Genomic DNA, 25,507 nt, shown 5'->3' with positions numbered 1-25,507 from the left:
TTTGATTTTAAAATTAACGGGCAGATTGAGCCAAATTTTAATTATTGGTCTCAGTGATTTCGATAGGCAAGGATACAGTAAATTTGGTTTGACCAGGCACGCTTTCTACTTGCAGTTTACCTTGGTGTTTTTTAATGATTTTATGAACGATATCCAATCCCAAGCCGCTGCCTTCTCCAGGAGGTTTAGTAGTGAAAAATGGCTCAAAAATTCTAGGCATAATCTCTGGAGGAATGCCGGGGCCGCTGTCGGTAATACTGACTGATATTGCGTTATCTTGGTGTTTGACCTCAATTTTTAACAGTCCTTTGTTGCCCATCGCTTGTAAAGCATTATGAAGCAAATTTGTCCAAACTTGATTTAGTTCATCAGGATAGCATAGCATAGAGGGTAAATCATTAACATAATTCCTGACGACTTCCACACCATGTTTGATTTGGTAGTGGTAAAGCGTTAAAACAGTATCAATCCCGTCGGTAATATTGGCGATCGCCTTGGAACCCGACTGGTCGTAACGAGAATAGCTTTTCAAGGCAAAAACAATTTTGGCTGCCCTATCTGTCGCAGTAACAATATTTTTAGTGCTTTTTTGTACCGTAGCAAATTCGTAAGCGGTTTGTAAAATATTTGGACTTGCGCTGTCTTTCAACAAAGGTAAAAAACGTTCTAAATTATTGCAAATACCAATATCTAACAAGGTACAAGCAAGGCTGTCAGCGTCGTCAATTTTTTCTGATTCTAATTGCCGCTGCAAAAGTTTTTTCAACTGACGTTTTTCTTTACTAGATAAGTTGTCTGTTTCCTTACTTGAGTTGTACAGCATGGCAAAGAAATCCTGCTGCCGTTCCGGGGATAGTTGCTTGAAAAATATCGGTAACTGGTGCAATTGTTCGGCCCAGAAGTCGGCGATGTTCTGCACCGAGGAGCGAATCGCCCCTAAAGGAGAATTGATTTCGTGGGCAACTCCGGCAATTAACTGTCCGAGGGCTGCCATTTTTTCTGATTGAATCAGCTCTTGTTGAGTGCGCTTCAGTTCTTCTAGGGTATGAGCTAATTCTACATTTTTTTTGCACAGCGCTGACTCTGCTAGTTTGCGGGCGCTGATGTTGCGGGCAACCCAAATCACTGCATCTTTTGAGAACAGAGAAATACAGGCGGAAAACCAAATTTCGCGATCGCCAACTGTTAAACTGTAGTCGAAATTGAGGGTTTGTTGCGTCTCTAACACTTGCTGAACTAGCATCCACCAATCATCGGGGTTGTCGTCGTCAAAAAAATGTTCGACCGTCAGGCTGACTAGATCGCAATCCGGCTCATAAACTGCCGCCGTATTAGTCGGCAAAACCTCTATGTTTCCATGAATATTTAGTACGAGAACGATGTCTGTCATCGCTTCAAAAACTGCACGAACTTTGGTTTCAGAAAAGTGTAATTTTTCTTCTAGCAATTTGCGATCGCTAATTTCTTGCTGTAATTCTTGGTTGCTGGCTCCTAGTTGAACCGTGCGTTCTCGAACTCGCTGCTCCAGTTCGGTGTTGAGGCGGCGGACTTCAGCTTCAGCGGTGGCGCGGTCTTGTATTTCCTTCTTTAACTGACTGTTCGTGTTAATTAATTCTAAAGTACGCAGCTTAATTTGCTCTTCTAGATTTTCATTTAATAACCGCAACTGTTCCTCTATTTCGGTTCTGCGAAGCGCTTCTTTTTGCAATTGTTCGTTCACTTTTTTTAACTCCAGGATATTTTCGGCAACTGTTTCCTGCAAAAGCTCGACATTCGCGTGCATTTCTACCGGATCTAAGGCGTGCAGCAGGCTACTTTGGGTGACAATTCCGGCTAAATATCCTCCATCGTCCACCACCACCAACCGCCGGATGTGGTGATCCTGCATGAACTGGTGAGCCTCCCACAATGTGGCTTTTGCCTGCAACGGCATCAGGGGAAAACTCATCGCGGCGGCGGCGCGAGTGCCAGCGAAATCGAGTCCGGTAGCTTGGAATTTAACAATGTCCCGTTCTGTAATTATGCCCACTGGTTTCTGATTTTTGTTGTCGCACTCATTGCAAATGACTATGCAGCTTTTGCGCTCAGTTGCCATCTGTTTTGCCACTTCTAAAACTGAGGTGTTAGTTGAGGCAATTCTTACTTCTGCGGTCATAATTTCTTCGGCGCGCCGCATTTGCAGCAAGTCGCCCGGTTTCAGGATTTGACGGATGCTTTCTCCGGTGATGGCGCCCAGCAAGTTTCCGCTGTTGTCTGTAACGGGCAAGTGACGGATTTTTGCCGATCGCAATATACTCAATATTCTGAAGATATTCCCCGCTTTATCAAGGGAAATCGCGATCGGCTTTTCAGTCATTACCTCAGCAATTATCAGCCCTGCTAGCGGTATTTCGCTCGCAGTTATTTTCACAACATCGCGCTCCGTAAAAATTCCGATCAGTTGCCGCTCAAACGCGATTAAAATGCAACTAGCCCTCGCCTGAGTCATGGCGGCGATCGCGACTTTCAAGGGTGTATCTGGAGGCAGTACCGGCGGTTTGCGGTCGATCGCCTGTTCTAAGAAGCTTTGGCTATCAAAAACTGTTATTGACATGGGCAAATCAAGGGGGAGATGCAGGTGGAACCGGCAATTAATGCCATTTTAGCTTTGAGCTTTGACAATGACTGCACCCTGACCGCGATCGAGGTCTGACATCCGTCTAAAGTTGTATGTTTGGTCGTGCCTCGGTATAATTTTGGGGAGCATCTCAATTTTGTAAAAAACATTTTTTTTCTTTGAGTGCTGTCCCCGAAGAGCGAGTTATAAAATACGCGAGCGGGGACAGCACTATAAAAGCAAAAATGAGATGCTCCCTAATTTTTATTGTAATAGAGCTAAACGGCGATCGGAATTGACACGATAAAGCTCGTTTGACCGATCGCAGATGTTACTTCTATCTTACCCGAATGTTTTTCGACAATTTTCTTAACAATATCCAGTCCCAAGCCGCTGCCTTCTCCAGCGGGTTTTGTGGTAAAGAACGGTTCAAATATGCGCGGCAAAATTTCCGGGGGAATTCCTGTGCCGTTATCCGTAACGCCCACCAACAGGATCTGATTTTCTACTCTGACATCTAATGTTAAAATTCCGCAATTGTTCATTGCTTGCAGGGCGTTGTGAATCAGATTTGTCCAAACTTGATTGAGTTCGTCTGGATAGCACAGCAATTCAGGCACTCCATCTTCATAATTCCTGACAACTTCTACTCCGTGTTTGAGTTGGTTATAATAAAGAGTTAATATAGTTTCAATTCCCTCAGTAATATTAGCAATTACCTTTTCTCCCGTAGAGTTAGAGCGAGAATATGCTTTTAAAGCAAAAACTACTTTTGCAGCTCTATCTGTAGCTGTGATAATAGTATTCGTACTTCTTTGCAAAGCAGTAAATTGATAGGCTTGCTGTAAAATATCCGAGCTAGTGGGGTCTTGCAGCAAAGGCAAAATTGATTCGATATTGTCGTAAATGCCGATATCAACTAAAGTGTCGGCTACTGTTTCTGGATTTGCCACAGAATTGTTTGATAGCTGCTGAATCAAAGCTCTTTTAAACTGGCGTTTTTCTCGGTTGGAAAAGAGCATCGTCCGCGACTGGTATTTGGGGAGCAGCGTCAATAAATCCGAGTAACCTTCTGGGGACATTTTGTGGAAAAAATCCGCGATTTCCGCCAGATTTTGATTGAAAAAATCGGCTAAATTCTCGACAGACGATCGAATCGCACCCAGGGGAGTATTGATTTCGTGAGCGACACCAGCAACTAGCTGTCCCAATGCTCCCATTTTTTCGGATTGAATGAGTTCTCGCTGCGTTGCTTGCAGGTGTTGCAGGGCTTCCGAGAGTTCTCTAGTGCGATCGGCTACTTGCATTTCCAAGGTTCTGTTGTACTCTGCTACCAGTTTCTCAGCTTGTTTGCGATCGGTGATATCGCTGAAAGCAGTAATCGCATAGACAATATTGTTTTTGTTGTCAAAAATCGGTTGCGAGTGCATTTCCAAAGGCACAATCTTCCCATCTCTGCGGAATTCTAAATTATCGGCGATCGCACTTTCGCCATTGAGAGCTCGCCAAGCCGGCAGTTGTTGTTCAGAACAGGGGCTTTCCTTTCCTGATATATAAATTTCAGAAGCTGATATCAACTCTTCACCTGTAGCTGACGGCGCCAAAATTCGATCCAGCAACCGCTGTCCAGTTTCATTGATGTAGGATACCTTACCCTGGGGATTATGTACAGTTATTCCCACAGGTAAAGCTTCTAAAAACTGCGTCAACTTGCTTTGACTTTCCCGTACTTCTGCGTAAAGTTTAGCGTTAGCAATAGAAACAGCAGCCTGCGTCGATAACAGTTGCAAAACCTCTACCCTGTCATCAGTAAAAGCACTCGTAGTGAGATTGTTCTCTAAATAAACCATCCCAATTAATTGACCTTGATTCAGCAAGGGCGCGCACAATATAGATTGAGAATTATGTCTGACAATATACGGATCGCGCGTAAATCTTCCTTTGTTAGCTGCGTCACTTTCTACAACATTTTGTTTCCTACGAGCGACATAATTAATAATGGAAACAGGCAGGCACTTTTCAGCAGGAACCGACTGCAAAACATCCACGCGATCGCCATCTAATTTTCCCGAAGCTTCTACCAAAAACTTACCTCGGCTTTCCAAAATCAAAAAACCATTTTCTGCCCCCGCATTTTGCAGCATAATTCTCATCAACTTCGCCAGCAACTTGTCCAGCACAATCTCGCTAGCGATCGCACCAAAGGCTTTCATCACTGCCGCCAAATCAAAAGTTTGGCCCGAATCGTGGCTGCTGGAAATATTAGTAACTGTAGCGCTGTCGCTGGCAATGCTAGTTGACACTGGAATTCTGATTAAAAATTGGGGATAGTGTGTTTCCAAATCCTCAACTTTAGCTTGAGCTCCCCAGTGAGTGTAACCATAGTGAGCATCAGCCAAATAAACTCGTGCAATCTTCTCTTTTCCCCAACCGATATAGAACTTAGCTGCAAGTTCGTTAGCGAGAGCTTCTTCGTTAAGATATTCGTTTTGCTTCGCCAAACCAATCGCGCGATCGTACTCCTCCATTGCCTGAAAATTATCGCCCAAAACCCGATATTTCTCAGCCTCAACCAGATGAAATTTGTGCAAGTGATTCATGGGGGCGCGTGCAGCCCATGTCTGCATTTTCTTTTGGTTTTCTCCTACTCTTTCGAGCAGCATCTCTCTCTCCAATACATCCGCCTCAGAACAAGCAGCTAGTGCAGCCAAAGAATCATAAAAATGAAACACCGGCACAGTTAAAAAACCAGTTCCTCCCATTAAACCTTGTCTAAATTTACCTGCATTTTCCAGTGCTTGGCACAAATCCCCGAATAAATAACACAGTATTAGCTTGTGCAAATAAAAGTAATGTATTCCCGTGCGATCGTTCGCTTTCGCCAGCAACGGTAGCAGATGCTCTTCTTCGCAAGCTGTCCCCGATAAATTGCAAGGATTCTCTGCTTCACCCAGCAAGTTAAGCACCGCTTGATGAAATATTTGATTGCACTGCAAGTTGATTGATTGCTTGAGTTGAGCCAGCAGGTTGCTAGATTCAGCAATTTCGACTTTTAGATTTGTAAGTTCTTGCCCTACCAAATAAGCATATTGAGATTTTTGTTTGGCACAATAAGCGACAAACTCAAAATCTCCGTTTTTGAGTGCACTTTGATAGCTTTCTCGGAACATTGGCAGGGTTTCCCTGACATGATATTTGCTGTGAGCGATACAAGCTGCTACTATATATAATATTTTCCCTTTGAGGTTTTTTGCATTGAACATTGATGCTAAGTTTAAAGCCAATTCCCCTAACTTATTTGCCGATTCAATGTCTTGAGATTCGTAGTTCATAACTACGCCCCAAGCTGCGTAGAAAAAGGCAGAAAGCGGTGAATTTTCAGGTAGTCCCCTGAAGGAAAGGATCGACCGAATAAAACTGAATTCAAAGAAAAGTAGGCATTTAGAGTTGTAAATTAGCATTGTAATGATGGACAAACCGCCAAATTGCAGCAATATGATTTTCTAATTTTTTAGAGAAGGCTAAGCTCTTTCTTACCAGTCGAGAAACTCGTTGTCGAATAGTACAGTTGAAGCGCTCGATATAGCTAGTCAAACCACTATCTTTATCTACACGGCGTGATGACGTTTGCTGGGTAATACAGAATCATAAGCACAAAACGTGGTCGGTATAAATTACTGCACATTGACGGTACACTGGTGGTATTGAATCCCATAAAGCGCTCGCCGATGCTGCGCTACGATCTCCAATATGTACACCAACAATTTCCCTAGTCTCGGCGTCCAATGCCAGCCAGACCCACTGCTGATTTCCTTTACTATCAACGAATGACCATAACTCATCCATCTGAACATTCAAGCGCTTTTTTTCCTTGGGAGTCACTTCCACTTGCTTCTTAACAGCAGCCGCTTGGCTATTAACGTATCGCTGCACTGTATCTTCTGACACTTGTAGTACCCGAGCAATTCCCGCCTGAGAAATACGTTCAAGTAGCATCCGTGACATTAATTCCTTTTGTTCTTTTGTAATAGGTTTCCATGCCGGATTTAAAACAAATTGACGATGATGCCGAGTTTTACCGTTCCGACTAACTTCTTTTGAGCCACAATTAGGGCAACAATTAATTTCTAATGTCATATCACGCTATGGCAAACACTTCTCTAATTATAGCTTGCTCCGATCCTTTCCTTCAGGGCACTACCCTGGTTTCAAACGGCAGTTGGCCCGTCAGCATTTCATAGAGAGTTGCGCCGAGAGAGTAATAGTCGGTGCGATAATCTAGGCTGCGGTTCATTCTGCCAGTTTGTTCTGGAGAGATATAGGCGAGAGTGCCTTCTAGAATATGGGGATGCTTGAGGGTGGGTTGTTCGGTTAATTTGTCGGGCGCGAAGACGCTGGCTATCCCAAAGTCAATGATTTTGAGTTGGTTGGTGCTGGGATTGAAAACTATGTTGGCAGGGTTGATATCTTTGTGTATGATGTTGGCGCTGTGAATGTCGCCCAAAATGTCGGCTATTTGAATGGCGAAGCTCAGAGATTCGGATAGAGTAAAGGGGCGAGAGTGCATCAAGCTTTTGAGAGATTCTCCTCCGAAGTCTTCGAGAACGATCGCCAAAGTGCGATCGTACTGTTCTAAGCTGTAAGCTCGGATGACTCCTGGGTGATTTAAGCTGCGGATGATGTCATATTCTTGTTTGTGACGGGCGAGTGCAGCCGGAGTGGGGTACTCTTGCTTGAGTATCTTGAAGATTACGTGCTGGCTGTCGGTCGATCGCACGCCCCGGTAAACTAGAGATCGATCGCTTTCATAGATTTTCCTGAAAATTTTGTAGCCTGGAAAGTGGAGCATAACCGCAGAATCTTAGAGAGCAGCAGCGTTTATCCTAGTGTAGCCACTGATATGTGTTAATCGCTACCACCACAAATATTCTCAGACTTGCCTGTAAGCTCTCAACCACGAGCTCGATCGATCGCAAATCCTCAATCTAAAATCCTCAATCTAAAATCTTCAATCTAAAATCTAAAATCAAATAACCCTGCCTTTGTGTGCAAGCATTCAAGGCAGGGTTATTATGGAATATTCGGAATTCTGAGCGAGTAGTCCATGGCGGGCGAGGCCGGATTCGGCTGCCAAGCGTTGCACTACTCGCCCAATCGAGTTATTTTAGAGCTACGTTCGGCCAACATCAGCACTATATAAATAGTCATTACATAACCGGCGGCTAGAATGGGAATAATTAGAGGAATATCGCGATAAATCATAATTAGAACCAAAAGTCAAGGACGAGGAGGAGGACGGGACAAGTTCAAGACCTACTACATTAATTCAGCACGCAAGACTATGCCTTGGTTCTGAAGGCTACTTTTCCATATCAGGCTTGCCGAAAAACTTAGGCGTTCCCGGTGAGTCGATTTGAGATTTTCCATTTTTCGATTTTAGATTTACTCGGCAGATAAATCTGGGAGCTTCAACTAAGATCTAAAATTTTGGGCTACCCACGACAATTGTCGTGGCTTCTACCCGTTTTTGGGCGAGGTCAATAATGATTTACTGCTTTACAGATGCTTGAACAGCGTAAAACCATCCACTTTAGCTGCTTTGAGCTACCGTGCACATCTCATGCGCTAGTCTTAACTCCTGAAAATTTTTAGCCACAAGAAACTAAAAATCTGTCCCAGAAATTTTCGCTGCGATCGACTAACAAGGCTGGCTCTACGAAACTCTTACAGGCATCTGAAAGCTACCTGCCAGCCAGGCTCAATTACAGCCTGTACTTAATGTATAGAATTGTTTAAATCCTTAATACCTATAATAACACAGCGTTTCTGGGATTTAGTTATTTTTTGGCAGTGTGCTTAACAATTCGATACAATAGGAGCAACCCCTCTGGCAGCAGGCTACTCGCCTCTGGCAGTTGGGCGAGTCCTCGCTGGCGACAGACCACAAATAACTGCCGATCGCCTAGATTTTTGTTCCCTATTGCAGAGAATTGTCTTAAAATAAAGATATGATATGTAAAATTTTGTTACTTTACGGCTTGAGTCGGCGTATCCATGATCTCTAGCACTCTCCTATTTTCCTCGGTTGAAGAAGACCTGCGACTGTTGACAGAAAACTTAAAACAGTTAGTGGGTGCCCGTCATCCCATCTTGTACGCGGCTGCAGAATACTTATTCGGCACAAAGGGAAAACGGGTGAGACCCGCAATAGTCTTGTTGATGGCCAAGGCGACGATGCCCGATCGGGAAATCACCGAAAAACACCGCCGCCTCGCGGAAATCACAGAAATGATCCACACAGCCAGTCTAGTCCACGACGACGTGGTGGACGAGTCGGATCTGCGGCGGGGAGTACCGACAGTACACAGTCGGTTTAACAACCGAGTGGCAGTATTGGCGGGAGATTTTCTGTTTGCTCAATCTTCGTGGCACTTGGCAAATCTGGACAACCTGCCAGTAGTCAAACTGCTTTCAGAAGTGATTATGGATTTAGCTGAGGGCGAAATTCAACAGGGACTAAATGGATTTGACACCAGTTTGTCGATCGAAGCGTACTTAGAAAAAAGTTATTACAAAACAGCGTCTTTAATTGCCAACAGTTCTAAAGCAGCGGGCTGTTTGAGCGAGGTTTCAGCAGAAATAGCAGACGATTTGTACAACTACGGTCGCAACATTGGTTTAGCATTCCAAATAGTAGATGATATATTGGATTTCACTGCTTCAACGGAAACTTTGGGGAAACCCGCAGGCTCGGATCTGATTAGTGGTAATTTGACAGCACCAGCACTATTTGCCCTAGAAGAAAAGCCTTATTTGGAAGTTCTAATAGAACGCGAGTTCGCCCAAGAAGGAGATCTAGAGCAGGCTCTGGCGCTGGTAGCAGATTCTCAAGGTATAGAGCGATCGCGAGAACTAGCAACAAATCACGCACAGAAAGCTGTCGAATACTTAGCTGCGCTGCCCCATTCAGAATCCCGTCAAGCCTTGATTGATTTAGCAGATTACGTTTTGAGCCGGCTGTATTAGAGGTTAAAAAGTTGCACGGTAGGGGAATTGGTAATGGGGAGTTGGTAATGGGGAATTTCCTATTACCAATTCATCAGAAATTTAATTATCGCGCTTCTTAAGGATGGCGAATTAAATAATTTACACATATTTGTGGGATGGGCCAGAAGAAGCATAAAACTTGTGGAAGTTATTTAATTTTCATTCCTAAGTGAGTTCCCGAGAGCGCAAGCAATGAAATATTACCGATTACCTATTACCGATTCCCGATTCCCGATTCCCTGACATACTTCACTGCCATTGAGAAAGGGAGAATCTCATTTTTGTAAAAAGCATTTTTTTCTTATAGTGCGAGCGTCCCCGCTCGCGTATTATACGATACGCGAGCGGGGACGCTCGCACTATCTAAATGCAAAACTGAGATGCTCCCTTGAGAAAGGCTATATTTAGGCAATATCTGGCGGTGGAGCCGATCGATACTGTTGCAAGTAAACATTGATTAAGTCTTGCACTTGTCGGCGAGGGATTTCCGTCCCGACTTCCTGATTGCCGGGATTTTCAAAAAAAACAATACTGTCGAGACCTTCAAGAGCAATCATCTGAAATAAAATGTGAGTGACAGGCAACTGTACGGGCTTGACGCTCCCGCCCCCAGCCACGGCAGCGGAGGACGCATCTTTAAGAGTGGGAAAAGCATAAATCACCTTCTTCTCCTGTCCCGGTTGCTTGAGATTGCTCAAAACCACGATCGCCCAACTTTCGTCTACCGATTGCAGGATCGAGTATTCGAGGTGTTGTAGCTGTTGGGCAATTAAAACCAGCGCCGGGGCGATCGCCTCTAAGATTTGTGGCGTCGAACCGTCAGGTGGAGCTTGCTCGATTAGTGCTTGAATCTGTAGATCTAAATCCATCAGTCAGTTAATTTGAGATTTGAGTTTAAGAATGTCAGGGTAACAGGTGCAGGTGCAAGTATGTGATACCTAGCACTGCCCCATATTAAGCTAAAATGCGAAATCTGAAGTCCCATAAATTTGATTAATAAATATGAAACATATACCCAAATATAGCCTTTTTTAGCAAAAATTCTGCATTTTTTAGACCAATTCACGCTTTACCCTTCAAGTCTAAAACTATCGTGCCTCATGCTCGATTTAATTGCTCCGGGTGTCGGTGGCTGATGCAAAATTTATACTGAGGGAATAAAAAAAACGGTTTATCCTAAAAATTATCTCGTGTTCACAACCAAAACCCCCTGGTTAAACCTGGTTGGTGGCGGATAGTACATCCGGGACACATCAAAAAAAGCAGTCGTCAGTATTTTTGTAGAACAGGAGATCGAGGACATTGCAGTTTGTCCTGTGCCGGAAATACCGGAGCAAGTAGCGGTAGAAAAAAAATCTCCATACTGCTACATAACTGTGCTAATTTCAATGTGAGCTGTAAACAATCATGCGGGAAATCTGCCAGAGCGTGGAAACCATATTTCAACTGCTGTTAGACGAACTCAAAAAGTCCACTCGCGCGTCTGAGCAGAATTGCCAAGATGTAGCAGGGCGACTCGCAGCAGAAGTCAACAGGATATGCACAGAAAGTCAGAGAATTCAAAACTCGGGAGACATAGAGGGTTCAGCCCAGAGTCTAGCTCAGCACCGCTTGCAACAATGCCTCCACTATTATAGTTTAGGCTCCGGGCCCGGGCGAGTAGAATTGCACAGTACCCTCAGCGCGATCGTCTATCGCTACATCACCCCTCCACAGGTGCAGTCTAGCTATCAGGCGCGAGTAGAACTGATCAAAGATTTCTTGCAAGGATTTTATCTGGAAGCTTTAAAGGCATTCCGGCGGGAAACCGAACTGCCACCTACCTACAGTCCTCGCACTCGCTTAGAACTAGCAGAGTACATGGCCTTTGTAGAGCGTTTTGGCAAGCGACGCATTCCTTTGCCTCGCAACCGGAGCCAGCAACTAATTATTTTGCGGGCCCAAACTTTTTCCCAGCAGCAACCCAAAGAAACCTCCGTGGATATGGAACAAGCCGCCGATGGAGGGGCTTCAGATTCCGACCAAACTTGGAACGACACGTCGGTGCACTCGGTGCGGGAAGCGATGGCAGGACAGGGTTCCTCGGCAATTCGCCCTCAAGGCGAAGAGTCAGAATCTCTGCGGCAAAATGTGATTGATGAATTAGTGGCGTATTTGAAAGAGCGCAACCAACAAGAATGCGCTGATTATTTCATATTGCGCTTGCAAGACTTGCCGACTAATGAAATAGAGTCGCTTCTAAACATAACTCCCCGTCAAAGAGACTATTTGCAGCAACGCTTTAAGTACCATTTGCTCAGGTTTGCCATGTCGCACCGCTGGGAACTGGTTCACCAGTGGCTGGAAGCAGACTTAGATAAAAATCTGGGTTTGCTGCCTTCCCAGTGGCAGATATTTGGCGACCAAATCGGGCCAGAGGGGCAGCGTTTGTTAAAGTTGAAGCAACAGGGTCTGTCGGAGTCAGCGATCGCGCAAACCCTCGGCAGCACGGTAGCCCAGGTACAGAAACGGTGGTTTAAATTACTCGAACTTGCCTGGGAATTACGAAATCGTTCAGATTCCGGAGAAGGGGCATCTAGTGATGAATAACGAAACGAACAGGGATGCAGAGGCTTTCGAGCGCCATTTCTTAGACTGGGTATTGCAGGCGCCGATCGAGAATGCCTCTAGCGAAGATGAGGAGAACTTCAATCTGCCCCCTTCTTCAGAAGAGTGGGGCAACGAAGACAATTCTGGGGTGGAATACTGGGAATGGGACGAACCAGACCCGCTGGATTATCAAGTGAGGGGGCACAGCAATGCACCCGCACAACCGCTGACTATTGGAGATATACCGACCGTGCAAGACCGTTTTCAGACCTTGTTAAAAGAAAGGCTTAGAGCCGAAATCGAATCCAACCCGCCTCTGTTCCCCTGGGAAACAGAAATTAAAAGTTACGACCACGACTACCCAGACGATGTAGCCCCCCAATGGGTTCCCCCCCTACACATCTGGACTCCCCAACTACAAAATATTAGATGGGGTCGCCTGCCAATTCCGATCGCCCAAGGGGTTTTTGCTCAACTGCTAGAACCTTGTCAGGAATTGGTAATGTTGTCACTGCGGGAAGGAGCAAAGTTAGTCCGCGCTGTAGATAGCTTGTTTCCAGACCAGTCTCAGGAACTTAACGAATTAGCTGGTATGGTACTTCTGGGTGCGACAAGAGGAATTACAGCTTCAGAAGTAGAAGATTTACCGAATTACGAAGTGGCAACTACCGATCAACAAATGCTCATGTCGCTGTTGGCCGCCCGAGAAATCATTGACTCTCTAACTTTGGATTGTCCTGTAAATCAGCCGCCGGTTTCCCGAGAATGGTTGACAGCTTTGGGTTCGCTGACTCTGCAAGCTCAATACCTGTCCAACCGCAATACAGAACCACCAAGGCCGTGTTTAAGAGTTGAATGCGAATTTCCTGGGGGAGGAAGTTTGGAACTCAAGGGAGGAGATGCCGAAGCAACTGCACATCGTCCGAATTCCGGGCATTTAAGTGTGGAGTTGTTCGATCCGCAACCGGATAAGATTTATGCCTTAGAAGTTCGATTCCAAAACTTCGAGACTAGACCTCTGATGTTTGCTATTCGTCCAGTTTTGTCAGGACAAGATAGCAACTAGAAAGTTTAGTTGACAGTTGACAGTTGATAGTTGACAGTTGACAGTTGACAGTTGACAGCTACCTCTACCTGGAATGAAGAAGATTGGAGTAATGAATACTCTAATTTTATTTTATCCCTACAAGGGAGAGGCTTTAAGCCAAGTCTTTCTGGTAAAATTAGAGTAAATAATGTATGTTTTTCCTCTAGGGTTTGACCTCACACACAAACAAATTCAATCCCCCGACCTCGCTCGTGAAAAGCAAAAAAAATTAGATTTTAGTTAAAGCCCTCTCAGATTTATCTGTGGATTCAATCTAAAATCTAAAATCTAAAATCTAAAATCGTTGGATGGGTGCACATGACAACTGATAACCTGCGAAAGATACCTGTTTTGGGTAAGCTGTGGGAGCAGATTGAGGCAATGCCTCCGCCGGTGATTGAGGATTCTTTGCTGCTGCGAATCCTGGTTCAGTTGTTGGTAATTGTGGGCATTGTGGCGACAGACGTTGCTGCTGAAGAAGCGCTGAACCTGTGGGCTGTGCCTGTTAGCATTGTGGGGGCAACTTGGAGTTGGTACCGCCGCCGCGATCGCAATGTGGCTGCTAAGTTCTGCATAGCTATTGCCATGCTGGTGGCGCTGTTGGCTTTTTTTACCCGTTTGGTAGGAGAATTGAACGATACCCGGTTAGTTTTGGCGCAACTGTTAATTAACATTCAAGTGTTACACAGCTTCGATTTGCCGCGCCGCAAAGATTTGGGCTATTCGATCGTCATCGGGTTGATTTTGTTGAGTGTAGCGGCGACTATCAGTCAAACGCTGACTTTTGGGCCGTTGCTAGTGGTGTTTTTGGCTTTAGCGCTGCCGACTTTGGTGTTGGATTATCGATCGCGCTTGGGACTTTCCAAGGCAGACGATAGCAAGCAGAAAGTAGAAAGTGCAGCCAAAAATAAGAACTGGTCACTATTTGCTGCTACTCTATCCCCCAAGTATTTTGGTTGGCTGCTAGCGATAACTCTCGGGTTGGGGCTGACTATTTTTGCGTTTTTGCCGCGCCTCCCGGGCTATCAGTTGCGGACTTTTCCTGTCAGTGCTCCCATTCAATATCAGGGGGAGTTTGACTCGCGCAGCATTTTAAATCCGGGGTATGTCAGAGGGGGAAATGAACAAGGAAGTGGCGGAGGAAGGGGGAGAAACCCAGACAAAGGGCCAGGAGAGGTGGACTCTACTTTTTATTACGGTTTCAACCAGCGCATCAATCAGAATTTGCGGGGGGAAATGAAACCCCAAGTGGTGATGCGGGTGCGATCGCAAGCGGCGGGTTTTTGGCGGGTGTTGGGCTTTGACAAGTATACTGGTCAGGGTTGGGAAATTTCTCGCAACGATCGAGCTGAAAAGGTGAATAGACCTAGGTGGTCTTTTCAATTTTATCTGAATCCTTTTCCGAATGCGCCTCGGATTCAAGAGGTGATTCAAAGTTATACTATTATTGCTCAGTTGCCGAATTTGATTCCGGCTTTGGCTAAGCCGAAGGAACTGTATTTTCCGACGATGGATGTGGCGGTGGATGCGGAGGGCGGTTTGCGATCGCCTGTGGAATTGCGGGAAGGTTTGACTTATACGGTGATTTCTAATGTACCTGTTCGCGATCGTTCCGGGTTGGGGCAAACTGGTACTAATTATCCGAAAAATATTCGCAAGTTCTATTTGGACGTGCCGCCGAAAATTGCCGCCAAGGTGCGAGAAAAAACCGAAGAAATTTTGTTGGCGAGAACAAGAGTAGCTAAGTCAGACAGGGCGATCGATTCTCCCTACGAAAAAGCTTTGTATTTAGCTCAATATTTGAAGCAAAATCCGAATTATAAACTTGTAAAAGCTTTGCCTTACTTGGAAGAAACAGAAGATTTAGTCGAAGGTTTTCTGTTTGGCTATCAAAACACGCAAGACGGTAAAAAGGTTACAGGCGGATATCCCGACCATTTTTCGACGGTACTGGCAATTATGCTTAGATCGATCGGGATTCCGGCGCGAGTGGCTGGCGGTTTCGATACGGGAGAATTCAACCCGTTTACTGGTTTGTACGTGGTGAAAAATACTGACGCTTTCTTGATGACAGAGGTATATTTTCCCAAATACGGCTGGTTTGGTTTTAATCCGATTCCCGGTTATCCGTTGATTCCGGCTTCGGTGGAAGACAACCAGACTTTTAGTGCGCTGGAATCGTTTTGGAAGTGGATCGCGGGTTGGCTACCGACGCCCCTCAGAAGCGGCTTGGATTCAGTGTTCGGTTTTGTAATTCGCTGGATAAGTTTGATTGTAGGCTGGTTTTTGGGCCAGTTTGCGAAGGGCTGGGTGGGGTTGTTTATCGGTTTGATTGGGGCGATCGCATTTGGCTTCATTGGCTGGTTAATTTGGCAACTGTGGCGCAAGTGGCGCTACCGTCGCTGGCTGGGGAAATTGCCGGCTGTGGAGGGGGTTTACCAGGAAATGTTGAAGGATTTGGCGAGCCGGGGATTTGCCAAGCAGAAAGCTCAAACGCCTTTGGAGTATGCTGAGGCGATGCGGCGCGATCGTACAGTTGATGAAGCAGAGGTGATTGAGGAGGTTTCGCAGGCTTACGTGCGCTGGAAGTATGGCGGTGAAGCGGGAAATTTGACTCAGTTGCGGGAGTTGGTGAGGAATTTGAGGCGATCGCACTTAAAGAAACTGAAAAACCGCTGGTTGTCAAAATTCACAACGCCCAACCTCAAATAAAGGTTCGTAGTGAGGACTTTAGTCCGCATCAATCAGAAGACTCAAAGGTTCGTAGTGACGAATGCAAGTCCGCATCAATCAGAAGACTCAAAGGTTCGTAGTGACGAATGCAAGTCCGCATCAATCAGAAGACTCAAAGGTTCGTAATGAGGAATGCAAGTCCGCATCAATCAGAAGACTCAAAGGTTCGTAGTGAGGAATGCAAGTCCGCATCAATCAGAGGACTCGCATTCCCAACGATCAAACCAATTGTATTAGGGTTTATAGCCCCCATTCCGCACCCAGGGAAAACCCATGAAAAATAGATATTGCGATTGCTTCGTCCCTCGCAATGACAATTGATAACTCAATACGGTTGGGTTAATGCTCTTCTCTCAGAAATGAAGAAGTTTTATCTTTCTGTGGTTGGGACTATATTCTGATGGCTATATTAAGTGCAAGTTCAGAGATAATTAATCTTACCATAATTCTAGATCGCTTATGACTTTTTCTAAATCAATCTTTTTCGTCATGTCCTTCGGCAAATAATCAAAAACTTTCTCTAAAACTTCCACAGACACATTCTCGATCAACCAATCATCACTAGAATCATTCTCCAGATTCAAAAAATACTTTAAACGTTCTTCTATCGACTCCTTATCTCCTTTATCCACTTGTCCAACTCGCTCAAACCAATTCCCTTGGGAGTCCTTAAAACAATTAGCATCAATAGTACATATCTGATGCACTAAAGCCAATGAATTGCGATCGAGACCATTTTTGCTAGTCGAGTTAATCGGATACGCTGTTGGCAAACCTTTACAGGTTTCTTGGAAAGTTAAGGGAATCACGGTAAAAGTTTGTAAGCATTCAGACTTATCTTGAAATTGGTCGATTTCCCAAAAGAGATAATGATGCTCTCCCCGCAAAACCCTACTATAATTAACTATTAGTTTACAATCAACTGTCTTGCATTCCATCTCGTCTGGTTGACTTAAATCATAAATGTGATTATGATTGTGTTGGCAACGAAGAGATACTTTCTGGGGATTCACTAAATAAATCCAACCTTGACGAGGTGTTTTTCCAGCCACATTATCACCCTAATTCATTGATTAATTTTTGTCTTTCTGTCTCTAGATTCAGCCTCACCACTTGATCTTGTTGATGGCTATCTTTAACCTCAATCATTGGCGCAGTGCTGTACACATACTTTAGCAACTTCTGGATTTTATCCTGTCCTGAACCTGCCCATTCTTTCCGAATGTTTTCTAGCATTAGTTTTAGTCCTACAGGTAATTCTAAATCATCGATATTACCTGCTTCGGCACCAAGTCGGATAAATATAGTTTCTCCCACAAATTCTTGAACAATTGTTTTGCCATTCATTTGATTTAAGGCGACTATTATGTCTTCGTTCCAAGGGCTATAGTGATAATAACGCCAATTGAGCTGCGTAAGTTGTTTGTTTGTCCATTTGACAGCATAAAGGTCGGCTAAATATAAGAATTTGATTAATTGGTTTTTTGTAATGTGGCCTTTGGTGGCGCAAACAAAATAGTTGATGAGGGTTTCTAGCATGGCTTTGATTTTTTTAGGGTGCGTCGCTATTATAAAAATTCATTAATTCCATCGATAATCTGAGCGCGATGTATCTTACGACTGTTGGGAAAGACTAAAAGATAGGGTTGTTTATTCAACTGTTGAACAACCAAGGTGCGTCGCTATGAGATTGTCGATCGCGACACACCCTACGAATGTTACGATTAAAGAAACCGGGTTTTTAGCAGAATTTACGCCTACAGCGAAGTAAACGCGTGAAAAACCCGGTTTCTGGACACCCGCGCGCAAGTCCTGAATCGTACTTTAAACGTTACATTTTACTGATGATTCTTTGCACGATTTCTACACCTGTTACCGCTTGCCAGCCAAACAGCCCCAACAGCCCCACATTTAGAACGATGTGAGTGTATCTCGCCCAATTTTGACCTTTTTGCATGAACGGAGTCAGGGAGGCTGAAATGGCAATTATGGCGGTCATTCCCAAGCCGGCGACTAAGTGCGGGGCGACAAATAGTTTGCCGTTGTTGATGTAGGTGACGGCCATTGCGCCGATCGCACCTGTTACCATCAAGCCTAGCAGCAAAGAGCCCATCTGATGGTGCTTGATATTGAATTTGCCCTTAATTAACTCTTTCTTGACATCACCTTCCGCACTTCTGGTACGGCGGATTTGAATTCCCAGATACAAAGCATAAAATGAGATTGCTAGCAATACCCACATTAAAACTGGGTGGAAGAATTGACTCCAAACTTTCACAGACTGCGGAATTTCCAGATTCATAGTGTTCTCAGGATTAGTAAACATACTTCATAAAACTTAGCATACCAGTAAGTCCGTCTCGTGCGACGGTACAAATATACGGTATGAGAGACTATTATGCCTGCCACTAAACAAGACGCTGTATTGATCCAAGCTGCCAAGACTGGCAACATTATTCACGTCCAAGCCTTACTCGCTAAGGGCGTTGACGCTAACGCCAAAGACTCTGAGGGGACGACGGCTTTGATGTTTGTCGCCCAAAAGGGCTATACGGAAATCGTGCGTATTTTACTAAACAATGACGCTAATGTCAACCTCGCAAGCAGACGTTTTGGCCTCACGGCTTTGATGTTGGCTGCGGCTAACAAACAGGCTGATGTTATGCGGCTGTTGTTGGCTGCGGGTGCTGATGTTGATGCTAAAAATGATGATGGAAGTACGGCTTTGATGGCGGCTTCTCTCAAAGGTGATATCAATGTTGTCCGGCTGTTACTTGATGCTAAGGCTGATGTGAATGTCCGAGATAAAGATGGAGATTCGGCTCTGAAAATAGCTGCTTTGTCGGGACACGAAGCTGTTGTTCAAGCTTTGGCTGATGCGGGTGCTGTTGCTGATAATTCTATGCTATTTTCAGCTATTAGTCAAGGTAGCGCTAAAATTGTCCGAATTTTGCTCGATCGCGCTGCGGATGTTAATCTTAAAAATCAGAGGAGCAAAACTCCTTTGATGCTGGCTGCTACGGCGGACAATTTGGCGGTAGTCGAGACGCTGCTAGCCGCTGGTGCTGATTTGGAAATTCCCGACAAAGAGGGCGAAACTGCTTTAACTTTGGCTGCGGATTGCGGTAATGTTGATGCGGTGCGAGTTTTGCTGGCTGCGGGTGCTAATGCGAATGTCAAAAGTGGAGATGGCGGGACGGCTTTGATGGCGGCGGCTGCTGGGGGAAATTTGCCGATCGCACATATCTTACTAGATGCTGGCGCGGATCTCAACGCGAAGGACAGAGATGACGAAACTGCGTTGAATTTTGCCGTGGTTGAAGGCTGTCAAGATGTGGTGGAATTGCTGTTAAACCGAGGTGCTTATGTCGGTTCGAGAAATCGGTTGGGCGATACGCCTTTGCTGGTGGCGGCTGTTCACGGTCACAGTGCGATCGTATCCGCTTTGCTGCAAAAAGTAAACTCAAATCGTCCAGATTTCCTGAATGCTAAAAACTTTGGCGAGACAGCTTTGACTCTAGCTGCGTTTCACGGACATACTGAAACGGTGAAAGCCTTGCTTGACGGCGGTGCAGATCCGAATATCCCGGCGGATTTGGGGAAAACTGCTTTAATGAAGGCGTGCGATCGCGGTTATATGGCGATCGTCAAAATATTAGTCGAAAAAGGTGCAGATGTCAACTTGCTCGATGAATCCGGCGCAACCGCTGTGATGTGGGCCGCCCATCGCGGTTATGCTGATGCTGTAGAGATTTTAATCGCTGCTGGTGCAGAGTTAAATCACAAAAATCCGGGAAATTATACAGCTTTAATGTTAGCTGAATTTAAAGGTTATTCCACTGTCGTGAAATTGCTCAAAAATGCCGGAGCTCAGGAGTAAATATCGCATCGTGGGAGATGAAGACGGCGGTTGAAACCGCGTCTATACAAACCAACCAGACGGCGGTTGAAACCGCGTCTATACAAACCAAGTCCGCCTCCGCGGACTGAAGAAAATGCTGTGTCAAGAAAAAACGTAATGTTAACCATCCATTCTTCAACCCGCGGAGGCGGGTTTTGTTTTTGTAGACGCGGTTTCAACCGCCGTTTTATCTTAACCCGCAAATCTTGTCTCAATCGGCTTTACGCACCCAGCCATTAATAGTAAACCTACTATCAGCAAAAGCTTTAGAGGGACAGCTAACTCGCAAAACTTCGTGCATATAGCGACTCAGAAAAAATACAATACTATTATTCCGAGGTTCAACCGTTCTGAATGTCTCATCTGCAACATAAAAATTGTTCTCGACTTTGCTGTCGTAAATCAGCAATTCCCCGCCGGAAAAAGCCTTAGGTTCTCGGTTGAAATAATAAACGTAAGTAAAAAATCTGCTGGCGGTATCTGGTGAACCGCTATCGTTGTGAAGTTTGTAAAAGTTGTTGTCATTGTGCATAGTTAACTGAGCTTCTATGTCACCCAGCGGAAATGCTGGGATATTTAATTTACGCAGCACATCGGGGAGAATTGCTTTAATGCGATTCACCATCAGTGTAGAAAATTCCGGGAAGGAGTGGAGCACCATTGAGCGACGGTAATCTTCGGCATTTGTTGAGGTACTGGTAGTTACAAATTCTGACTCTTTGGCTAAAACATATTTGATTAGTTTGTTCTTTTCTGCGGTTGTCAAAAAGTTATCTATTTGGGCGTAGCGAGATATTAAATCGTCATTTACGGGTGCAGGGGCGGGAATTTCTGCGGGAATTTCTGGGGGAATTTCTGGGATAATTTCTAGGGGGATTGCTGGCTGCTGCGGTTGCGGTTGCTGCAAGAAAATTGGGGGTTCGGTGACTAATCCGACGAGATGTTCGGCGGGAAACGAAAGGCTGGAACGCCCGTCGTCTATGGGGATTTGGAATAAGGTGGAAAAACCTACTGTCTGTTGCTGGCGATCGACTAATGCTTTGACAAGGTTGTGCAATAATGGTGTGTCGGATTTGAGCGTAATAGTGCACTGATGTCCGCCGGTAAGCAGGATTTTAACTTTTACGTCTTGGGGTTTAATTTGCTGTTCACTGTAAGTCATAATTTTTTTAAGGACGCAACTGGGAACTCGTTAGGACATAATAGTGTTGATTGGTGTCACAGTCTTCTCGATCCCCCCTAGCCCCCCTTAAGAAGGGGGGGACAAGAGTATCAAAGTCTCCCGTCTTAGTAAGGATAAGAGTATTCTCAAAGTCCCCCTTCTTAAGGGGGATTTAGGGGGATCTAGACTCGGATACCAACGAGAGATACAAAGAATTTTAGACTTAAGTTGACACCGGCGAACACTATTGTATCCCTATCATAGGCTACACAATTAAGAATTGCTAGGTATTATTCCTAATGCAAGAAGTGGCGGATATCAGTGAAAACCATGGTGATTCCGAGTTGGTTGGCGGCTGCGATCGAATCTTTATCGCGCATACTTCCTCCCGGTTGGACGATCGCAATTATCCCCGCCTCAGCCGCCGTTTTTACGGAATCGTCGAAGGGGAAGAAGCCATCGCTAGCCAAAATCGCTCCTTTACTCTTCTCTCCCGCTTGTTCCAACGCTAGTTTAACCGATCCGACGCGGTTCATTTGTCCGGCGCCGACACCGATTGTAGTGCGATCGCGCGTCACAACGATCGCATTTGATTTAACGTGTTTCGCTACTTTCCAAGCAAACAGCAATTCTTCCCACTCTCCCGCCGTCGGTTGCTTCTCGGTAACGGCGCGCCATTTGCTAGTTTCTTCTACTACATTATCCGATTCTTGCACCAGCAAACCGCCTGCAATTACTTTCACAGTTTGCGCTGGCCCTCGATTCAAATCCGGCAAAATCAATACTCGAACTTTCGCCTTTTTCTTGATAATTTCTTCCGCTTCCGGTTCGCACCCCGGGGCGACAATACATTCTAAAAATGTCTTAGTTAGCGCCGTTGCAGTAGCAGCATCAATCGGGCGATTCAGGGCAACAATTCCGCCAAAAGCTGAGACTGAATCCGTGTCAAAAGCTTTTTGATACGCTTCCGAAATAGTCGAGCCCAAGGCTGTACCGCAAGGATTTGTATGCTTCAAAATCGCGGCGGCGGGAGTCTCGGGAAATTCTACAATTAGCCGCCTTGCTGCTTCTAAATCTACTAAATTATTGTAGCTCAATTCTTTGCCTTGCAGGATGGTGCTAGTTGTCCAGCCTGTCGGTGCATTTCCGCTTTGATACCAGGTGGCGGCTTGGTGGGGGTTTTCGCCGTAGCGGAGTGTTTGCAGCTCTGTTCCCGATACGCTAAACTCCTGTGGTAGCTTCGATTCTGGCTCGGATTGGCTGCTGAGATAATTTGCGATCGCGCGATCGTAATTTGCTGTATGCTGAAATGTTTCTAACGCACATTTTTGCCGAAACTCTAAGGATGCTTCCGCGCCGTTTTGCCGAAGTTCTCCTAAATAAGTATTGTACTGTTCTGGATTGCACAAAACTGTCAAATGAGCGTGATTTTTAGCTGAAGCCCTCAGCATCGCCGGCCCGCCGATATCTATATTCTCAATTGCGTCTGCTAGAGTAACTCCAGGTTTGGCAATAGTCTGTTCAAATGGATACAAATTGACTACAACTAGATCGATCGCCCGAATTTGATTTTCCGTTAAATCCGCGAGGTCTTGTGCTACATCGCGGCGTGCTAAAATACCTCCGTGGATGCGCGGGTGAAGTGTTTTGACTCGCCCGCCCAAAATTTCGGGAGAACCAGTATATTCCGCAACTTTCGTGACAGGGATTCCTGCTTCTTTGAGGGCGCTTGCTGTCCCGCCGCTGCTAATTATGTCAAATTCAAATTCTTCTACTAGACTGCGCGCTAAGTCGATTAGCCCGGTTTTATTGGATACGCTCAGAAGTGCTAGACGTGCCATTGGTTTGAAATTGCGATCGCAAAAATAGACAGGTTACATTGTATATCAAATCTGTCCGCAGGTAGATATTTTGCTAATTGGTAATTGTGATTATTTCCTGAGAGTTAAAGCATGAGCCTGCTTGTGAGCCAGCGAACTTACTTCAAAATCATATAATAATTTATACTTGGCAATTGCTTCTAAATATTTAGAATAGGGGGAGTCGATAGTGTTATTTTGTCCCCTAGGAGGCTGATTGAAGCCATTTCTCGCCTTAATGGTTAGTTTGCCAACTACGTAAATCCCGATGTTGTTGAAATTACTTACTCAAGTGGAATAGATCATTCCATGGAGATAAATATTAAATTTCAAAAATATTTTAGGATGAATCATAAAGGTAATGTGTTAGCATCGAAGGGAAATTGTTTTCTGCCTAGATTAAAATAAAAATTTCGCGATCGCAACACCTTAATAAAAAAATGGTAGGTTTAAATATGTTTTTTCATGAAGCTGATTCAGAAAATAAGGTCAGTAATATTAGAAGTACCCACAAAACACTTTCTAAAAATATGAACAATAGAATGGACTGTCAAGAGTTACCCCAAAAAATAGCCGATGATTGCATAGAAGCCAATTTTGGACAATCTGACAGTATTAGTATTTGCGAAATGCAAAATATGCAAGAAGCAATTGAACAGTTAGAACACGATTTAAAAGCTAGTGAATCTCGGTTTCGGAATGCGATCGCCAAAAATGCCGACGGTATCGCAATCGTCAACAAGCAAGGGATTGTCTGCTTTGCCAACCCGTCAGCAGAAGCGCTCTTTAACTGCAAAGCAGAGCAACTTTTAGGCCAAGCATTTTTTGGCAATTTGGTAGTAGAAGGTTCAGCTTGCGACATTGAGATGGACACGGATATTATTCCCCAAGTTGGAGAAACAGAAGCAGCAGGAATGCGCGTCGTGCAAACAGAAGTTGAAGCTATTCGCCAGCACAAAGCAAATGCTGTAGTAGAAATGCGGGTGGTGGAAACAGAATGGGAGGGAGAAATGGCTTATTTAGCCACGTTGCGGGACGTTACCGATCGCAAGCGCGCAGAAGAAATGCTTTGGTTGTACGATCGGGCTATGGCTGCTACCAGCACCGGAGTTACCATTGCTGACGCCACCGATCCAGAACATCCAATTATTTATTGCAATCCCGCCTTTGAAAGCATGACAGGCTATCGACGGGAAGAAATTATCGGGAAAAACTCGCGATTTTTGCAAGGAAGCGATACCGATTCCGAGGCACTAGAAATAATCCGCCAAGCCTTGACAACCGAAAGCGAATGTCAGGTAATATTAAAGAATTACCGCAAAGACGGAACAATTTTCTGGAATTCTTTCTCAATCTCTCCAGTGCGCGACAAAAAAGGCAAATTAACTCATTTCATCGGCGTACAGAGAGACATCACAGATCGCAAACAAGCCGAAGAATCCTTGCGAAATTCCGAAGCACAAAGCAGAGAACAATCAGCACAACTAGCAGCAGCACTTGACGAACTAAAAAATACTCATTCCCAATTAGTTCAAAGCGAAAAAATGTCCAGTTTGGGATTGCTAATTGCCGGAGTCGCTCACGAAATCAACAACCCCGTCAGCTTCATTCACGGAAATCTCGCTTACCTCAAAGATTATATCCAAGACTTATTTCACCTCCTAGAACTTTACCAACAAAATTATCCCAATCCAGTCGCTGAGATTCAGCAAGAAACAGCAGAAAACGATCTCGACTTTTTAGCTGAAGATTTACCCAAAATCATGTCTTCAATGAGCGTAGGCGTCGATCGCATTTGCCAGATTGTGCAGTCGCTGCGGAACTTTTCGCGGCACGACGATTCACAAATGAAACCAGTTAACCTCCACGAAGGTATTGACAGCACGCTGTTAATTCTCAATCACCGCTTGAAAGGAAACGGCGAAATGCCGCCAATTCAAATTGTCAAAGAATACGGAAATTTGCCGCTTGTAGAGTGTTTTGCCGGGCCGATAAATCAAGTTTTTATGAATATTCTCAGCAATGCGATCGATGCTTTAGACGATCCGAACATTAGGGAAGATTTTCAAGAAATGCCGGAAAATTTCCGCCAGATTAGAATTTGTACCGAAGTTATCGGCAATGTTGTAGAAATCAAAATTTCTGACACCGGGCCGGGAATAACTGAGGAAGTCAAGCAGCGCATATTCGATACATTTTTTACTACCAAACCCGTTGGGAAAGGCACGGGAATGGGTTTGTCAATTAGCTATCAAATTATTGTAGAAAGACATCAAGGAGAATTATATTGTACTTCGGAATTGGGCAAAGGCACGGAATTTATTATCAAAATGCCGATCGCACATTAGTGTGGTTAGCCATAATAAAAATTGTTTGTAGATGCAGCAGACGGCGGTTGAAACCGCGCCTACACAGGCAAAACCCGCCTCCGCGGGTTGAAGAGAAGAGTAGTCGATGAAAATTATTTTACCCTTTTCCGTCGGCGTCCGGCGGACTACCCTTCGGGAAGGCTAACAGGTTTTTATAGGCGCGG

14 protein-coding genes and 2 pseudogenes are annotated in these 25,507 nt (G+C 44.9%); 6 read left to right on the top strand and 10 right to left on the bottom strand.

All coding sequences use genetic code 11. The annotated features are described in order from the left end of the window. Positions 1–37: 37 nt before the first annotated feature. The 4 genes and pseudogenes from JGK22_RS15790 to JGK22_RS15775 all read right to left on the bottom strand — a co-directional run. Entirely contained in the window at positions 38–2,593 is a 2,556-nt protein-coding gene (locus tag JGK22_RS15790) for a CBS domain-containing protein (RefSeq protein ID WP_293313156.1), read from the bottom strand. 281 nt (positions 2,594–2,874) lie between these two features. Continuing rightward, a complete protein-coding gene (locus tag JGK22_RS15785; RefSeq protein WP_293313154.1) occupies positions 2,875–5,928 on the bottom strand; it encodes an ATP-binding protein in 3,054 nt (1,017 codons plus the stop codon). A gap of 109 nt (positions 5,929–6,037) precedes the next feature. Further along, positions 6,038–6,733 (bottom strand): annotated as a pseudogene (locus tag JGK22_RS15780) (IS1 family transposase). 67 nt (positions 6,734–6,800) lie between these two features. Then, positions 6,801–7,445, bottom strand: a pseudogene (locus JGK22_RS15775) (serine/threonine-protein kinase); the annotation flags it as partial. A 1,205-nt stretch (positions 7,446–8,650) separates the two neighbouring features. On the opposite strand from JGK22_RS15775, the gene sds reads away from it, so the two are divergent. Next, positions 8,651–9,622 (top strand): solanesyl diphosphate synthase, encoded by a 972-nt coding sequence (sds, locus tag JGK22_RS15770; RefSeq protein ID WP_293193419.1) that lies wholly within the window; start codon positions 8,651–8,653, stop codon positions 9,620–9,622. 425 nt (positions 9,623–10,047) lie between these two features. Here sds and JGK22_RS15765 read toward each other — a convergent pair whose 3' ends face one another. Continuing rightward, the gene (locus tag JGK22_RS15765) at positions 10,048–10,512 is read right to left on the bottom strand and encodes a hypothetical protein (protein ID WP_293197056.1); all 465 of its coding nucleotides are present in this window, start codon (positions 10,510–10,512) and stop codon (positions 10,048–10,050) included. A 538-nt stretch (positions 10,513–11,050) separates the two neighbouring features. Between JGK22_RS15765 and hetZ the strand changes: the two genes are divergently transcribed. The 3 genes from hetZ (at position 11,051) to JGK22_RS15750 (ending at position 16,031) form a co-directional block, all read left to right on the top strand. Next, entirely contained in the window at positions 11,051–12,232 is a 1,182-nt protein-coding gene (gene hetZ / locus JGK22_RS15760; protein ID WP_293218245.1) for a heterocyst differentiation protein HetZ, read from the top strand. After that, positions 12,225–13,298 carry a hypothetical protein gene (locus JGK22_RS15755; protein ID WP_293181761.1) on the top strand — a complete coding sequence of 358 codons (1,074 nt, stop codon included), beginning with the start codon at positions 12,225–12,227 and terminating at the stop codon, positions 13,296–13,298. The genes hetZ and JGK22_RS15755 overlap by 8 nt, the downstream gene beginning before the upstream one ends. A gap of 339 nt (positions 13,299–13,637) precedes the next feature. Continuing rightward, entirely contained in the window at positions 13,638–16,031 is a 2,394-nt protein-coding gene (locus JGK22_RS15750) for a transglutaminaseTgpA domain-containing protein (protein WP_293313152.1), read from the top strand. A 458-nt stretch (positions 16,032–16,489) separates the two neighbouring features. Here the strand turns inward: JGK22_RS15750 and JGK22_RS15745 are convergent, their stop codons facing one another. From JGK22_RS15745 to JGK22_RS15735, 3 genes are all read right to left on the bottom strand, one after another. Beyond that, a complete protein-coding gene (locus JGK22_RS15745) occupies positions 16,490–17,104 on the bottom strand; it encodes a type II toxin-antitoxin system PemK/MazF family toxin (RefSeq protein WP_293181765.1) in 615 nt (204 codons plus the stop codon). A 4-nt stretch (positions 17,105–17,108) separates the two neighbouring features. Next, a complete protein-coding gene (locus tag JGK22_RS15740) occupies positions 17,109–17,591 on the bottom strand; it encodes a type II toxin-antitoxin system antitoxin SocA domain-containing protein (RefSeq protein WP_293181767.1) in 483 nt (160 codons plus the stop codon). A 292-nt stretch (positions 17,592–17,883) separates the two neighbouring features. Continuing rightward, positions 17,884–18,354 (bottom strand): DUF4079 domain-containing protein, encoded by a 471-nt coding sequence (locus tag JGK22_RS15735; protein WP_293270389.1) that lies wholly within the window; start codon positions 18,352–18,354, stop codon positions 17,884–17,886. 96 nt (positions 18,355–18,450) lie between these two features. Here JGK22_RS15735 and JGK22_RS15730 point away from each other — a divergent pair, with 96 nt between their 5' ends. Next, positions 18,451–19,932: an ankyrin repeat domain-containing protein gene (locus JGK22_RS15730; RefSeq protein WP_293181771.1), complete on the top strand. Its 1,482-nt coding sequence runs from the start codon at positions 18,451–18,453 to the stop codon at positions 19,930–19,932. Between the two features lie 232 nt (positions 19,933–20,164). Here the strand turns inward: JGK22_RS15730 and JGK22_RS15725 are convergent, their stop codons facing one another. Together JGK22_RS15725 and purH are read right to left on the bottom strand one after the other, a co-directional pair. Then, complete coding sequence (locus tag JGK22_RS15725; protein WP_293233333.1) at positions 20,165–21,115, bottom strand: 2OG-Fe(II) oxygenase; 951 nt, start codon at positions 21,113–21,115, stop codon at positions 20,165–20,167. A 296-nt stretch (positions 21,116–21,411) separates the two neighbouring features. Continuing rightward, a complete protein-coding gene (gene purH / locus JGK22_RS15720; protein ID WP_293181775.1) occupies positions 21,412–22,956 on the bottom strand; it encodes a bifunctional phosphoribosylaminoimidazolecarboxamide formyltransferase/IMP cyclohydrolase in 1,545 nt (514 codons plus the stop codon). A 548-nt stretch (positions 22,957–23,504) separates the two neighbouring features. Between purH and JGK22_RS15715 the strand changes: the two genes are divergently transcribed. Continuing rightward, positions 23,505–25,322: a PAS domain S-box protein gene (locus JGK22_RS15715; RefSeq protein WP_293181777.1), complete on the top strand. Its 1,818-nt coding sequence runs from the start codon at positions 23,505–23,507 to the stop codon at positions 25,320–25,322. Positions 25,323–25,507 lie beyond the last annotated feature (185 nt).

The sequence above is a fragment of the Microcoleus sp. PH2017_08_TRC_O_A genome (assembly GCF_020738665.1).
Lineage (GTDB): Bacteria > Cyanobacteriota > Cyanobacteriia > Cyanobacteriales > Microcoleaceae > Microcoleus.
Note: the sequence above shows the minus strand (reverse complement) of the source record. Positions and strands in the feature narration are given on the sequence as shown.

Bases quoted from the DNA above. Each gene is read 5' to 3' on its own strand.
- JGK22_RS15790 (WP_293313156.1), bottom strand. From the start codon at position 2,593: ATGTCAATAACAGTTTTTGATAGCCAAAGCTTCTTAGAACAGGCGATC.
- JGK22_RS15785 (WP_293313154.1), bottom strand. From the start codon at position 5,928: ATGAACTACGAATCTCAAGACATTGAATCGGCAAATAAGTTAGGGGAA.
- sds (WP_293193419.1), top strand. From the start codon at position 8,651: ATGATCTCTAGCACTCTCCTATTTTCCTCGGTTGAAGAAGACCTGCGA.
- JGK22_RS15765 (WP_293197056.1), bottom strand. From the start codon at position 10,512: ATGGATTTAGATCTACAGATTCAAGCACTAATCGAGCAAGCTCCACCT.
- hetZ (WP_293218245.1), top strand. From the start codon at position 11,051: ATGCGGGAAATCTGCCAGAGCGTGGAAACCATATTTCAACTGCTGTTA.
- JGK22_RS15755 (WP_293181761.1), top strand. From the start codon at position 12,225: ATGAATAACGAAACGAACAGGGATGCAGAGGCTTTCGAGCGCCATTTC.
- JGK22_RS15750 (WP_293313152.1), top strand. From the start codon at position 13,638: ATGACAACTGATAACCTGCGAAAGATACCTGTTTTGGGTAAGCTGTGG.
- JGK22_RS15740 (WP_293181767.1), bottom strand. From the start codon at position 17,591: ATGCTAGAAACCCTCATCAACTATTTTGTTTGCGCCACCAAAGGCCAC.
- JGK22_RS15735 (WP_293270389.1), bottom strand. From the start codon at position 18,354: ATGAATCTGGAAATTCCGCAGTCTGTGAAAGTTTGGAGTCAATTCTTC.
- JGK22_RS15730 (WP_293181771.1), top strand. From the start codon at position 18,451: ATGCCTGCCACTAAACAAGACGCTGTATTGATCCAAGCTGCCAAGACT.
- JGK22_RS15725 (WP_293233333.1), bottom strand. From the start codon at position 21,115: ATGACTTACAGTGAACAGCAAATTAAACCCCAAGACGTAAAAGTTAAA.
- purH (WP_293181775.1), bottom strand. From the start codon at position 22,956: ATGGCACGTCTAGCACTTCTGAGCGTATCCAATAAAACCGGGCTAATC.
- JGK22_RS15715 (WP_293181777.1), top strand. From the start codon at position 23,505: ATGAACAATAGAATGGACTGTCAAGAGTTACCCCAAAAAATAGCCGAT.